Below are 15,353 nucleotides of genomic sequence, written 5' to 3' on the forward strand. Positions count from 1 at the left end.
ACATGTTCTTATACGTTTAAAGAATAAGTAGCGTGTTATCATTTTTATTTTGAAACTTCCTGTATAGTTACGCTTCTGTTTCTGGTTCTTCGTTTTCCGCTTGTTCCAATCTTTGCTGCTCCGCAAGTTCAGCTGAAATCATTCCATAATAAATTTCTGGATACAATCCAAATATTTGATATACACTTCCTAAAAACGGCATCGGAATCCCTCTTTTCTAAAGTTGTATTGCCACTTTTAAGGATTCCCTTTTCATTCATTATACATTCGTTTTTGGCGTTTCTTCTTCATCATGAACGCTTAATAAATTTTGCCATTTTTTATAAGGCGCACTATTTGGATCTACATACCCTTTCGCGTACGAACGATCCCACAATTGTTTTATAAACATTTCTTTCTCTTTCTTTGCAACCATATCAGCACCTGTACCATAATAGTTTTGGAAATATAACTCAATTTCATCAAGGAATAACCTTAATAATTCATCAGAAGTTTCTTCTAACGTTGGGTCATATTTTGCTTCACGGTCATACATTAAAATCATATCTAAAATATTATGGACATGCTCTTTACGTAGCCATCTAATATCTTGAGCACCTAATACAAATGGATGTGTATATAAATGTCCACCTTGTATCATCGCCTTTTCTTGTTCTTCTTCAAATCTGGACAAGATGTTTTCATAAATAAATGGGTTATGAAGCAATGCTCTGTGTAATTTATAACTTTCGCTTGAAATATTTTTCCCCATCGACTGAATTAAGAAACTACGTCCAACACCGTTATATTGATACACGAATTGGCCATCAACAGCAACTAAACTAATCCAGCGATATATATACGCGTATAGAAGAGCGCGATTACATTTATCGTAATCTAATTTCGTTTGCGTTGCATTTAAGTCTGGCATGAAGGCTGGTAAGTGCCAATACTTATCTAAATGCGGCGTTAAACTAGATTTTTTACTATTCAACTTGTTCACACGACGATAGTATGACTGAAAATAATCACCTTTATCATTCATAAATCCATTTGCAATATGTCCCGACGAAAGCTTAGGAAAGTCTTGCAGCGATAAACCATAATGTGCTCGATAACAGATTACTTCAAATGGCGAAAAGGCTTCATGTACTGTATCCTTTTCCTTAAACATTTCTTGAATTAATTCCTCTTGCAGTTCTTTCTTTAAAGATGGATGTATACCCCAATATTGTAATTCCCTATGATGAGAAACTTTCGGCACAAATGGGCTAGCTAAATGGAAGAGGTCTTCAATTTTTTCACGGACGTATTCATCACGATCACGCTTCTTATAATCCGCTTCTTTTCGTAACGCCTCAACGATATTCAGCTCTAATTTATCACGATAGCGTATTTGTAATTCATCGTAGCAATAACTTAATATGTGCTCACGATAAAAGTCTTCTACCTTTTTCGATTGAATCTCTTCTGTTTTCGCATCTCGGCAATATTCCCCGTATAGACTCATATAAATTTCCGCAGATATATCTTTCGGTAATACACCTAAATTTAAATGTTGCTGCATATCTTGCCATATCTTTTCTTGCAGCTTCTCTTCAGCTAATACGTATACATTCGTTGGGTTTGTTTTCCCTTCAAATTCCTTGCTTCGTTTCTGAATTTCAAACAGTAAGTTTTCACGTGTTTCATGTAAATTATCAAAAAATCTTTCCCAGTATTGAATCATTTTGTTAACTGCTTGATATAGCGATTGATACACGAGTTCTAATAGCATTTCTTTACGATACTCGTTTAATTTGTGTACGTACTGCGTTACAATATCTTCAAATTCTTTTTTAAATAAACGTTGCTGATTATTAATCATTTTTCCAACCCAGCCTTGTTGCTGCGCGATTTCTACTCGACGCACAGCTGTTACCGTTCCATCAATATTACTTACATTAAATTTCTTATCGTAGTTTTGAATTAAATTACGCTTTTGTTCATTATTTTCATGTAGTCGATTCATTTTTTCTACTAACTGCTTTCGAATTTCATACAACATAAAACGAGCTGATACTGGATGAACAGGATCTGTTTTCTTTAAAAACCATGTATTTAATTGATAGGACTGCCCCTCAGAACCACTTGGCGAAAAACGGTCTGATTCAATCATGTCATACAATAGTGTCGTTACATGTTCATGTACACGGCTCGGAATCGCATACGCATATAAACGAACCGCATGATCCACTCTTGCTACTTCACCTTTCATTTGCTCCATCATTTTCAGTTTCGCAGCTGAAATTTTACACTCATGCTGCAGACGGTTTAACTCCTCATCTTTTTGCACCGTACGCTGTACATAGCTTTCTACAGCCTCTAAAAACAGTTTGGATTTCGCAACACCAACCTTACCGCCTTCTGCTCCTTCACGCGTTTCATTGTACATTTGTCTATAGAAAATATGAGCCTGTTCCGGACGAGTAGCAAGATGTTCTAAGTCTTCTAAATAACTTTTCCCACGCTCTGGCTTTTCACGTTGCATACCACGTTTTACATCTTGATCATATCTTTGTTTCTTCTCTTGAAACAGTTGATCTAAATGAAGCCAAGACTCATCTAAACCTTGCACAGCCCATTTTAAAGCACAATATTTTAACACGTGCTCATATGGATAAATAATCTTTGCCGTTCCTGCCCCGCAATACCGCCCTTTCCCGCTCGATTCTGCTAATTGCTGAATTTGATTATCTTCCTGCGCAAAATGGTTTGCAGACATCGGACTAAATAACTGTAAATAAATCGTATTTGCCATTTGCTCCATATAATCTGATAAATTGTGCAGATGGTGTCCATGTAGGTTTTCATAATCGTATAAGAAACAATAATTGTACGGTAAATGATGTTGTTTAATCGTATGATTCGTCCTTCCGTCTTCATCTACTTGATCAGGACGATACTCTAATTCAATCGTGACGCCACCGCGTTTGGATAGTTCGCCTGTTGAACCGAGTGTAATCGCATGTAATTCTTTTAACGATGCATAGCCGTTTGCTTGCACCGTTTCAAACTCTTTCGCACTAACCGTTCTCGTCTTAACTAACACATCCGGCATTAGAAACGCGCCGCGTATTAAAATGTTGTGATGTTGCAGTTTTTTCCGAAGCATTTCACGTAAATATAATGCAATTTGCAAAAACATCCCTGAACCTGTTCCGCCCGCTAGTGAAGTTACGATAATGACACGTACTCCATATTCCGTTTGATCGCTTGTAACCGGAAAGATCTTCTCAATTTCTTGCCAAAAGGAGGTGAGTTTATCTTCTTTCATTGCAGCACGTAACGCTAAACGGGAAATGACACGTAACTGTCCTGCCCCTTCTGTCAGTGGTTTATCAAGTATAGTCGGGTCCATTGGAAACCACTCTGGAATCGTTGGATCTCCCGCAATATACTCTCTTGGCGTTTTACTCGAACTCGTTTGTGTTTTAAACTTTCGAATATGATCAAATTTACTTAATGTATTCACATCTGTATCAAATACGTGCATTGCTACCCTTTTTCGGCGCTCCTCAGGTAGCCTTTCATATATTTGATGTGTCACAGTACTACCGATTCCACCTAAACCAATTAATATCGTTGGAACTTGTAACGTCATGTGAACCACCTTCCTATTCTTGCTTGTTTGAAAAGAGGAGGGAAAGCTAAAATCCCCCTCTTTGCCCTAACTACTATTCACACTCGTACCTGTAAATCTCTTTACCATATCCTCTATCAATTACTAAAAGTTCATTTGGATATAGCGTCTTATGCTCCATTCCAACCTCATCATCTGTTATAAACATCCCATCAATAATCATTCCTACTACTTGTGACTCTTTCGCTACAAATATTGATTTCGATCCTTTCTTTGCTATAAACGTAACAGATTGCACAGTCTTTCTTTCTGCCCTAAACGGAATGCCAAAATAGTGCTTCCACCATTTATTTTTAAGTAACTCTGGTTCAGATTGATATAACCAATCTTTCGCTACCTCTTGATCCCATTCGTAATACAATAGTGCTTTCCGGTGAAATCTTGGACGAACAATCCATCCTAAAACGATTATTCCTACTACTAACAGTAATAAAGTAATAGGAATAACAAACTTAAAGATAAGCGCATACTTTTCATAAAACGGTGCATTTTGAATATGGAGTGTTATGTTTTTCTGTACTTCTTGTAATTTTGAATCCTGCACTACGATGGTAGCTTCTACGGTGCCAGTATCTGTAAAATTGAATGTGTCGGAGTAATGAGGTCGAGGATAAATATAAATTTGATTACCATGTTGTTTTATTTCATAGTTGATTGATTGTTTAGATGTGACACCAGTAGATTTTATTAGTTTCTTTACAGCCTCTTCTGTCATCGGCTTACCATCTAACTGTGGTTGTATAATAAAGGGTTTACTATTCTCTAAATTTGTTACTTTTTCTTCATAATCTTTCGTTATTGCCTGCAGTGATAATTTTGGTTTTTCGGTTACTTCGATTTTAAATTCTTTCGTCTGTCTGTAAAATCCCTTTATGTTCATATGAACTTTCCCGCGCACTAATCCTTTATCAATCTTCATTTCATAGTAAAATACATGTTTTTTATCGTCCCACTTCATCGGGTACTGTTTTCCGTCTATTTCTACTTCTGCTTGAAAATATGAAGACTGAATTGGTAATTCGGTAGGCTTCGCTTCAATAACAGCGGTAACACCTTCGTACATTTCTTCCACATTTTTTTGACTACGATCATCTTTGTCATAAGTAGAAACAGTATAGTTAAGCGCTGGTTCAACTAGTACTTGTAGTCCTTCTTTCTCAATATCTCGATCCACCTCTATCGTATAAGTTCCTGGTTTAATAACTTCCTGATTTTCCGTACTGATATGAACTATATTTCCGAATAATTTCGCTTCTCCTGGTGCATGTATGGAATAGGAAGATTGTAATTGTAACGGTTTAGAAATTTGTGTGACCTGATAATTAGACAAAGAAGGCGATTGTCGTACAAGCGTCATACGCTTTAATGGAAATGGTGTTGTAATCTCTACTTTCTTCCCTACTACTTTCGTTTTTACAATCGATTCAACAGAAGAGAACGGATCACGATTTGCAACTAATGCAGCCACTTGATTGACGCTTTTTACAATACCATCCTCTCCACTAGATGGCATCGCTACTCCGTTTATCTCTTTCTTCCATATCTCTTTAAACGTATTTAGTTGTGCCTTTTCTTGCTGTCCTAAATCCTCTTCCATCGTAATTAAAATTGGATGTAACGATATCTTTTTTGCATCCATATCCTTCTTAAACTGTGCTAACTTCTGCAAGATTTGTTCTTTTCCGCCAACCTTATCTTTCTCTAAATCATTAAATGCCCCGTCAGTTAAGACAATAAGCCAAAATTCACGCTTTCCATCTATATCTGCTTCCTTTTTTATCGATTGCATCGCCGTTTCTACTGCGCTAAACGGAGTATTTAAATACGTTTTCCATGCCCCAATTCCCTCAATTTCTGTTTGTCTCTTATCCTTCGTTAACGAAATGTTTAATGGATCATTCGGCTTGCTCATTGGCACATACGAAAATTTATCTTTTTCATCTAATAGCGCAACTAAACTTTGCAAAGCGTAATTGGCATATTTCCAGCGATCGTTATTTCTCATGCTGCCCGAATCATCATATACAAGTGAAACGACCCTTTCCTTTGCCTCCTCTCCTTTTGCAAAAGTCCAAAAAGGATGTAACCATATAAATAGAAACAACATGAATGTGGCACAAATTCGAATTTTCATGATGAGGCTTCGCCACCTTTGTAGACAAATTCCTATGTTTAAATTTATGAGAGGAAACAAGATATATGACTTGTATTTTAGGACAACTAACACAGCATAACTTTATTATGTAAACAGTTATACATACTGAATATTATTCCTTCTAGCGTTTTCTATCCGATACTATAAGTAAAAAAGCCTGTTTAAGCTCTACACTTAAAACAGACTTTTCCTACTTTTCATATTCAAAACATATATCAAAAAGTTTGATTTTGAATTAACACATCACTTCAATTGTAAATCCACCAGGTGCTTCAACATAAAACGTATACGCATGTGCATGTTTAGGAGGTTCGACCAAAAAGCCATCCTCCTTCAATCTTTGATTCATCTTATTTACTTGTTCTTCACTTTCTTGAGGAAACCCTACATGAAATGTTTGTGGATAATGTACTTCTTTCCCTTTCATTAATGTTAATATAAACCCATCATTATCACGCAAAACTGCAAAGCCATTTCCCCTTGTTCCGCTACAAGTTAAACCAAAATATTTCTCTAAAAACTCTCTAGCAGCTACTACATCTGAAACTGTTAAATTAAGATGTTTAATTTTCAAACCGCCACCTTCTTTCTTAATTTTCTAACATTTTATCATAAAAATAAAAAACACGCCTTTCACAGCGTGTTTCATTGCTTCACATACACTTCAACAACCGGATTATCTTTATTATCCGCATGCAAGCGTATATTCTCTTCACTTGTACTATAAATACTAGCTAATAACATAATTGTTAACACATTAGGAGTTTTTGCATCGCTTCCGTATTTTCTTTCAAGTGCTTCCTTATATTCAAAATCCAAATCCCCCTGCACATATGTATACACTTCAAAGCCATCTTCTAAATTGCAAACTACTGTATCAATTATATCTGCCCCTACTTGCTTCTTCATTTCCTCTCGCAATGCTTCAATAAATTCTTCCCACGGTACTTCGTATGTCTGAAACTGATCTGTAGATTTCATTGCCTTTTCCTCCTTATATATCCTCTTCCTATATTTCCCCTTTCCTATAACAATTATGATAGATAGGGCATTCGTACAAGCCGCACTTGTCCCCTTTACATATCGTATTACTGTAATGGGGAAGGAGGAAAGAACATGCATAGACAAAAATGTTACGATACGTGCCAACGTTATTTCGGTAAAGTCGTTCGAATTGAAGATCGTGATGGTCGCATTCATTTAGGTAAAATAATTGATGTGACAAAAAGCTCTGTATGGATTGAACCAATGCAACAGCGCTCATCTTTTGATACAGGATTTGGATACTATGACGCTTATGCAAACGGTGGCTGTGATCTTTGCGGCGGCATTAGCAGATGTGATAGCTGTGGATTTGGTTGTGGTGGTGGTGGATTCAGCGGCTGTGGATGTGGCGGTCGTGGTTGCGGTAATTGCGGCGGCTGGGGAGGCGGCGGTTGTGGATGGGGCGTTGAACTCGGATTTGGTTTCATCTTCGGAATTACATTAGCTGCATTATTTTTCATTTAACATAGTAAAGAGTTGACTATCTTTAGCCAACTCTTTTTATTTATTTTTCACATATAAAAATACGATGCCCTAAAATATGTTGGTACATAAGTCGTACATTTTCATGCTGTACCCATGCCTCATATAATTCATTTGGAATATGCGGGGATACATTCCATTCTGGCTCTTCTATATAGCCCGAGATTGTTTCTGCAATTGTACCACCGCCAGCAATTGTAATTCTTTTAAAATTTGCTTTCTGAAATAATTGTACCCATTCATTCTCAGTTAATAGTTCTTTCATCCCGTATAATCGGGCAATTTTTTCTTCCTCATTCTTCTTAATGTGCCTATCAATAATCATTTCAATGACAACAAGCTTGCCATCCTTCTGTAATACTCGATAGCACTCCGAGATAACCCTTTCTTTCTCCGTAAAAGCGAGTATCGATTCTCCGAGTACGAACTCAAATGAATCATGCAAACAAGGTAATTGCTCTACATTCCCTTCAATTAACTGAATGTCTAGTCCTTCAATTGACCATCTATCTTTCGCCTTTTGAATCATAATCTCATTCTTTTCAACCGCCGTTACTTTATAACCACATTCTTTTGTCATATACGCCGCTGTTTTCCCCGTACCGCAGCCTATCTCAAGGACGTTAGCTCCATATCTAAAAGGCAGCTGTGCTAACAATTGTTTTGTTAACGTAAAACCGCCAGGATGAGCACTCCCTATTCCGTAATAAGCTAGGAAATCGATGTAAGTATTTCGTTCCATGGGATTCTCCCTTTTTTATTTTATATATTCGAGGAAGGAATAAAAGTGCATAGAAAAAGCATTTTCAATTGCTCTAATACTGCAACTTGAAAATGCTTTTTCTTCTATCCTGCCATTTGCTGGGCAGTCTGATTAAAGTTTCACTTTATTATTTCTCTTCAATATACGCCCATTTAAAGCTATATTCCGGACTAATATTATGTTTCACAATTCCCTTTACATTCGGTTTCATAACATATGATTTAGCACTTTGATATAAAGGTACAAGTGCTACATCTTCCTCAAGTAACAATTTCTCTGCCTTCCCTAGCTCTGTCCAACGTTTTTTTGCATCAGCCATCCATTCTGTCTTACTTTTAGTAATAATGTCATCATATTTTGAATTTGAGTAGCTCATCTGGTTCTGAGAGTTTTTCGTTTCAAACATATCAAGGTACGTCATTGGATCAGCATAATCTGGATTCCAGCCACCATATGAAAAATCATAATCTTGATCTGATTCTAATTTTAGTTTTTGCTTAAATGGTTGCAGTTTAATATTTACTGTCACACCTTTTAAATTCTTTTCAACTTGATCTTTTACATACTCCCCAACTTTTTTCGCATTACCAGTATCATAATTCAGCAGTTCAATTGTTACTTGATCTTTTCCAAGTTCTTTTTTCGCTTCTTCCCAAGCTGCTGCTGCCTTTTTGGAGTCTTGTTTTAATCCATTCTTGAATGTTTCTGCGAAATCTTTACCGTCTGGTCCACTTGCTAAACCTTTTGCTACTAAATAATCCACTGGTTTTGAACCATCATTTAAAATGACATTCGTTAAAGCTTTCTTATCGATTGATAAGGCAATTGCTTCACGTAATTTTTTACTCTTTAACGGTGTATCTTGCCCACCACGTTTTTGATTTAGACGCAAGTAAAACGTACTTGTTTCTGAATATGCGCCAAACTCTTCTTTATTATTTCTATACTTATCAACAAATTCTCCTGATAAAAGTGCGAAATCAATTGCACCTGTATCAAATAAGTTTACTCTTGTAGCTACTTCTTTTACTACACTATAGTTGATTTCATCTAGTTTTACAGTCTTTTTATCCCAATACTGATCATTTTTCTTTAATTTCCAGCCTTGCTCATGTTTCCAATCAGTAAGTACAAATGGACCATTATACAGTGTTGTATCAGACTCTAAACCGAATTTATTTCCTTTTTCTTTTACGAACTTTTCATTTAATGGATAGTATGACGCAAATGCCATTAAGTTCAAGAAATATGGTACAGGTCTTTCTAGTTCTACTTCAAGCGTATAATCATCTACCGCTTTTACACCTAATGTAGAAACTTCTCCTTTTCCTTGATTAATCGCTTCTGCATTTTTAAGATAGTAAGCAATAAATGCATACTCAGCAGCTGTTTTTGGATCTACTAGACGTTGCCATGCAAATACGAAATCTTTCGCTGTTACAGGATCACCGTTTGACCATTTTGCATCTTTACGTAATTTAAATGTATATTTTTTGCCATCCTCGCTTTTTGTGCTAGATTCCGCTACAGCTGGGATTGGCTTATTGTCTTTATCAAGGCGATATAAACCTTCCATTGTATTCCCTAAAATCTGTGAGCCAAGTGTATCTGTATTTTTGGAAGTATCCATCGTTGGAATTTCATTCGTTTCTGTACGATTTAGCACTTGCTTTGCTGCATATTTTATATCAGATTTTTTCTCTTCCCCGCCATTATTAGACGTTGTAGTCGGTTTCTTCTCCCCACCAGATCCAGAAGAACATGCTGTTAACGCCATACTCATTGCTAAAACTGGCACTACAACCGCCGTAAACTTTTTCATCTTTTTCTTCATTTTTGTACCCTCCCCAATTATATGTACGAAACTAACTTTGAGAGATTTCCATTTTGAATTATCTGAAAATTATTACTAATTACTATTCTACTAATTTTCCTTAGATTGTAAAGTATTTTTAGAAATATTCATAATAATTAATTTATTTACTTCAATAACAATCTATTACTACTATACGAATTCTCCCCCATCTACTATATGTAAGTACCACTTTTCTTATTCTTCTCTATTTATTTAAATTTAATTGAATAGTAAAAGAGCGTTTAAAAAAATAAATAATATATTTTTTAAACGCTCTTTTTCTTATTTCCCTTCCGTTACATACGCCCACTTAAAGCTATATTCCGGACTGATGTTATGTTTCACAATTCCTTTTACATTCGGTTTCATTACATACGCTCTTCCTGTTTGATATAAAGGAACTAGTCCAGCATCTTCTTCAAGGAATAATTTTTCTGCTTTCCCTAACGTTTCCCAACGCTTCTTCGCATCACCCATTAATTCATTACCTGCTTTTTGTACCATTTCATCGTATTTTGCATTTGAATAACTCATTTGGTTATATGGACTCTTCGATTCAAACATATCAATAAATGTCATTGGATCCGCATAGTCTGGACTCCAACCTGCATAAGAAATTTCATAATCTTGTGCAGTCTCTAATTTTAATTTTTGTTTGAACGGCTGAATTTTTGTATTAATTGTTACACCTTTTAAATTTTTCTCAATTTGATCTTTAACATAATCAGCAATCTTTTTCGCAGTTCCATCATCATAACTTAGTAATTCAATTGTAACTTGATCTTTTCCAAGTTCTTTTTTCGCTGCTTCCCACGCTGCTGCACCTTTTTTCGGATCATATTTCAGACCATTTTTAAATGTATCTTGGTAATCTTTACCGTCTGGTCCTGTCGCAAGTCCTTTTGGAACCAATTGATCTGTTGCTTTTGAACCATTATTTAAAATAACATTTGCTAAACCTTTTTTATCAACTGATAATGCGATTGCTTCACGAAGCTTTTTGCTCTTTAACGGTGTATCTTGTCCGTTACGCTTTTGATTTAAACGTAAGAAGAATGTACTTGCTTCTGAATACTCACCGTACTCATCTTTGTTCGATTTATATTTATCTACAAACTCTCCTGATAGTAGTGTGAAATCAATTGATCCTGTATCATATAAGTTTACTTTCGTCGCAACTTCTTTTACTACACTATAGTTAATTTCTTCTAATTTCACAGTCTTCTTATCCCAATACTTATCATTTTTCTTTAGCTGCCATCCTTGTTCATGTTTCCATGAAGACATCACGAACGGCCCGTTATACACCGTTGTATCTGCTTCTAAACCGTACTTATCTCCTTTTTCTTTTACGAATTTTTCATTTAACGGATAGTATGACGGGAATGCTAGTAAATTCAAGAAATATGGTACTGGCTTTTCTAATTCTACTTCTAGTGTATAATCATCTACTGCTTTTGCCCCCAAATCTGTTAGAGGTTTTTCACCTTTATTAATTGCTTCTGCGTTTTTAATATAGTAAGCAATAAATGCGTATTCTGACGCTGTATTTTTATCAAGTAAGCGTTGCCATGCAAATACGAAATCTTTCGCTGTTACAGGATCACCATTCGACCATTTTGCATCTTTACGTAATTTAAATGTATATTTTTTGCCATCCTCGCTTTTCGTACTAGATTCTGCAACAGCTGGGATCGGCTTATTATCTTTATCTAATCGATATAATCCTTCCATCGTATTCCCTAAAATTTGCGACCCTAACGTATCAGTAGATTTAGACGTATCCATCGTCGGAATTTCTTGATTCTCTGTACGATTTAATACTTGTTTTGCTGCGTATTTAATTTCAGATTTGTTCTCTTCTCCACCACCACTAGACGTCGTACTTGATTTCTTCTCCCCACCAGATCCAGAACATGCTGTCAACGCCATACTCATCGCTAAAACTGGCGCTACAACCGCCGTGAACTTTTTCATCTTTTTCTTCATTTTTGTACCCTCCCCAATTATATGTACGAAACTAATTTTGAGAGATTTTCTAATAACTAGTTATCAGAAAATTCTTATTAATTAATATTCTACTAACTTTTCTATTTTTGTAAAGTTATTTTTAAAATATTCTAAAAATTATTTTTTTGTGATAGTAAAAATTATTTTTTACAATTATCACTATACAAATTCTTCCTATTTACTATATAAGTAACATTCCCCTTGTGCTTATTGGTTTGTTTACAATTTAATCTCATAATAAAAAAGCATTCCAAAAGTAGTCTACTTTCGGAATGCTTTTTTATTATTTTTCAGTTACATAAGCCCATTTAAAGCTGTACTCCGGACTAATATTATGTTTAACAACCCCTTTTACAGTCGGTTTCATTACATAAGATCTAGCATTTTGATATAATGGTACAAGTGCTACATCTTGCTCAAGTAATAATTTTTCAGCTTTCCCTAGTTCTTCCCAACGTTTCTTCGCGTCACTCATTAACTCTCCACCGGCTTTTTTAACCATTTCATCATATTTCGCATCAGAGTAGCTCATTTGGTTATGAGAGTGTTTAGATTCAAACATATCTAAATATGTCATTGGATCTGCATAGTCTGGGCTCCATCCACCATATGAAATATCATAATCTTGCTCCGATTCTAATTTTAGTTTTTGTTTAAACGGCTGCAGTTTAATGTTTACTGTTACACCTTTTAAGTTTTTCTCAATTTGATCTTTTACATATTCCCCAACTTTTTTCGCATTACCAGTATCATAGTTTAAAAACTCAATTGTAACTTGATCTTTTCCAAGTTCTTTTTTCGCTTCTTCCCATGCAGCAGCTGCTTTTTTTGCATCTGGCTTAATACCATTTTTAAACGTTTCTTGGAAGTCTTTTCCGTCTGGTCCATTTGCTAGCCCTTTAGGTACTAAGTAATCAGCCGGTTTCGATCCATCATTTAAAATAACATTCGCTAAATTCTTTTTATCAATCGATAAAGCAATTGCTTCACGTAATTTTTTGCTCTTTAACGGTGTATCTTGCCCACCACGTTTTTGGTTTAAACGTATGAAAAACGTACTTGGTTCTGAATATGTTCCAAACTCCTCTTTATTATTTCTATATTTGTCAACGAATTCTCCAGTCAATAGAGAGAAATCAATTTGGCCACTATCGTATAAATTCACACGAGTTGCTGGCTCTTTTACAACACTAAAGTTAATCTCATCTAATTTCACAGTCTTTTTATCCCAATATTGATCGTTTTTCTTCAGTTTCCAGCCTTGCTCATGCTTCCAATCAGTAAGAACGAACGGTCCGTTATATACTGTTGTATCAGACTCTAAACCGTATTTATCCCCTTTTTCTTTGACGAACTTTTCATTTAGTGGATAATACGACGGGAATGCTACTAAGTTTAAGAAGTATGGTACTGCTTGTTCTAATTCTACTTCAAGTGTAAGATCATCAACCGCTTTTACACCTAATGTAGAAACTTCTGCTTTCCCCTGACTAATTGCTTCTGCATTTTTAATCGGGAATGCGATAAATGCATACTCTGCAGCTGTTTTCGGATCTAATAAACGTTGCCATGCAAATACGAAATCTTTCGCTGTTACAGGATCACCGTTTGACCATTTTGCATCTTTACGTAATTTAAATGTATATTTTTTACCATCCTCACTCTTCGTGCTTGACTCTGCCGCAGCTGGGATTGGTTTATTATCTTTATCTAAACGGTATAAACCTTCCATTGTGTTCCCTAGCATTTGAGAACCTAAAGTATCTGTACTTTTCGAAGTATCCATTGTTGGAATTTCATTTGTTTCAGTACGATTTAGTACTTGTTTCGCTGCTAATTTTTCTTCTGATTTGCTATCTCCGCCAGAGCTAGAGTTTGTGCTTGTCTTCTTATCTCCACCTGATGTAGAACATGCTGTTAATGCCATACTCATTGCTAAAACTGGTGCTACAACCGCTGTTAGTTTTTTCATTTTTTTCTTTTTCACTTTCTGTACCCTCCCTAATTCTTAACGCTCTCATTTAAGAATTTTCTGATAATTCTGTTTTTCTTTATATATTTATCAGAAGATTCTTATTAACTATTATTCTACTAATTTTTTGAGTTTTGTAAAGTGTTATTATTGAAAATTTTTAAAAAATTATTTTTTTACAGTAATATTCATAAAAATTCCATAATCTTTTAAAACACTATACCTCATTGAATTATATGTACTGATTTAATAGTCTTTATGTCCCTTCACTATAAAAAACTTGTAAATTATTTCTAATAAATAATGTATATCCTAACAAACCTCTTTTCTACAAAAATAAAAAAGCAGACATTACATCTGCTTCAATTCTCCTCAATCTGCTTTTCACTTAATCCTAGATGTGTTCTAAGCGTATTACTTAAACTCTGTAGATCTTTTTTATTAGGATTATAATAATATACACGTTGCCCATTTGGACCATTAGGTAAATATAAATCATCACCAGCTAATTGTATTTTTTCAACTGAACTGTTTAAACCGTATTTATAAAAAGATAAAATATCATCCATTACTAAATTTGTTTTAAAATCACCGTCAACCGCCTCAACTATTTTTTCTAGCTTCGTAATCGATCCTACACTTTTTAATTTACTTAAAATCGCTTCCATAACAAGTTGTTGGCGCTGTCCTCTCATTGCATCACTATCAATATGACGCGTTCTTGCTAAGGCAAGTGCTTCTTCCCCTGTTAATTTTTGTAGTCCTTTTTTCAAATGGATCGCGTCAGGTTCATCTTTACTATTTTGCTCCGTAAATTCAACTGGGACATCTACTTCAATCCCATCTAATCCATCAACAATTTTAGTAAATGAATTAAAATTAAACTTTACAAAATAATCAACTGGCACTTGTAATAACTTTTCTACCGCTTCCACTGAAGCTTGCGGCCCTCCATCTTTACCATTTTTAACGAAACCACTTCCATATGCATGCGTTATTTTATCTTTTTTCTTTTCAACCGGAACATATGTGTATGTATCACGTGGTATGCTCGTTAATTTCACAGTCTTATCATCTTTATTAAAAGTAGCTAACAGCAGTGCATCTGTATGAAATGCACCATTATACTCCTTTTGTCGCTCTTGATTTTCATCAATTCCCATAATTAAAAGTGAAACATTATTAGTAATCGGTTTTACCGTTTCCTCACGTAAATTTGATTTTTCACCACGTGCCAAATTAACATTTGATTTTTGTACGAGATTAGAAGTTTTCATATATACATAAGTACCATATCCAAATCCGCCAAATAGTAATATTGCTAACAATACACTTATTATCGTTGTCTTTTTATATTTTCGTTTATTTTTCTTTTCTCTTGAAGAAGAGGTATTCTCCATATCGTTCCCT

11 protein-coding genes are annotated in these 15,353 nt (G+C 35.1%); 1 reads left to right on the forward strand and 10 read right to left on the reverse strand.

Translation table 11 applies throughout. From position 1 onward, the window contains the following. Positions 1 to 67 precede the first annotated feature (67 nt). The 5 genes from ATN06_RS18130 to ATN06_RS18150 all read right to left on the reverse strand — a co-directional run bounded on the left by ATN06_RS18130 (position 68) and on the right by ATN06_RS18150 (position 6,797). Positions 68 to 202: a hypothetical protein gene (locus tag ATN06_RS18130; RefSeq protein WP_001116178.1), complete on the reverse strand. Its 135-nt coding sequence runs from the start codon at positions 200 to 202 to the stop codon at positions 68 to 70. A gap of 57 nt (positions 203 to 259) precedes the next feature. Beyond that, a complete protein-coding gene (locus ATN06_RS18135) occupies positions 260 to 3,622 on the reverse strand; it encodes a tubulin-like doman-containing protein (RefSeq protein WP_060631800.1) in 3,363 nt (1,120 codons plus the stop codon). Between the two features lie 73 nt (positions 3,623 to 3,695). Beyond that, positions 3,696 to 5,795 carry a vWA domain-containing protein gene (locus tag ATN06_RS18140; protein WP_060631801.1) on the reverse strand — a complete coding sequence of 700 codons (2,100 nt, stop codon included), beginning with the start codon at positions 5,793 to 5,795 and terminating at the stop codon, positions 3,696 to 3,698. 256 nt (positions 5,796 to 6,051) lie between these two features. Next, the gene (locus tag ATN06_RS18145; protein ID WP_060631802.1) at positions 6,052 to 6,390 is read right to left on the reverse strand and encodes a VOC family protein; all 339 of its coding nucleotides are present in this window, start codon (positions 6,388 to 6,390) and stop codon (positions 6,052 to 6,054) included. A 71-nt stretch (positions 6,391 to 6,461) separates the two neighbouring features. Then, complete coding sequence (locus ATN06_RS18150; RefSeq protein ID WP_060631803.1) at positions 6,462 to 6,797, reverse strand: hypothetical protein; 336 nt, start codon at positions 6,795 to 6,797, stop codon at positions 6,462 to 6,464. A gap of 135 nt (positions 6,798 to 6,932) precedes the next feature. Between ATN06_RS18150 and ATN06_RS18155 the strand changes: the two genes are divergently transcribed. Beyond that, positions 6,933 to 7,325 (forward strand): hypothetical protein, encoded by a 393-nt coding sequence (locus tag ATN06_RS18155; RefSeq protein WP_060631804.1) that lies wholly within the window; start codon positions 6,933 to 6,935, stop codon positions 7,323 to 7,325. A gap of 40 nt (positions 7,326 to 7,365) precedes the next feature. Here ATN06_RS18155 and ATN06_RS18160 read toward each other — a convergent pair whose 3' ends face one another. The 5 genes from ATN06_RS18160 to ATN06_RS18180 all read right to left on the reverse strand — a co-directional run bounded on the left by ATN06_RS18160 (position 7,366) and on the right by ATN06_RS18180 (position 15,343). Further along, the gene (locus tag ATN06_RS18160) at positions 7,366 to 8,085 is read right to left on the reverse strand and encodes a class I SAM-dependent methyltransferase (RefSeq protein ID WP_060631805.1); all 720 of its coding nucleotides are present in this window, start codon (positions 8,083 to 8,085) and stop codon (positions 7,366 to 7,368) included. Positions 8,086 to 8,233: 148 nt separating this feature from the next. After that, entirely contained in the window at positions 8,234 to 9,940 is a 1,707-nt protein-coding gene (locus ATN06_RS18165) for a peptide ABC transporter substrate-binding protein (protein WP_060631806.1), read from the reverse strand. Between the two features lie 303 nt (positions 9,941 to 10,243). After that, on the reverse strand, positions 10,244 to 11,950 hold the full coding sequence (locus tag ATN06_RS18170; RefSeq protein WP_060631807.1) for a peptide ABC transporter substrate-binding protein: 1,707 nt from the start codon (positions 11,948 to 11,950) through the stop codon (positions 10,244 to 10,246). A 304-nt stretch (positions 11,951 to 12,254) separates the two neighbouring features. Further along, complete coding sequence (locus ATN06_RS18175) at positions 12,255 to 13,958, reverse strand: peptide ABC transporter substrate-binding protein (protein WP_060631808.1); 1,704 nt, start codon at positions 13,956 to 13,958, stop codon at positions 12,255 to 12,257. Between the two features lie 347 nt (positions 13,959 to 14,305). Continuing rightward, positions 14,306 to 15,343 (reverse strand): LCP family protein, encoded by a 1,038-nt coding sequence (locus tag ATN06_RS18180; RefSeq protein ID WP_060631809.1) that lies wholly within the window; start codon positions 15,341 to 15,343, stop codon positions 14,306 to 14,308. Between the last annotated feature and the right edge of the window lie 10 nt (positions 15,344 to 15,353).

Origin of the sequence: Bacillus thuringiensis, from assembly GCF_001455345.1 — a bacterium.
Lineage (GTDB): Bacteria > Bacillota > Bacilli > Bacillales > Bacillaceae_G > Bacillus_A > Bacillus_A thuringiensis_N.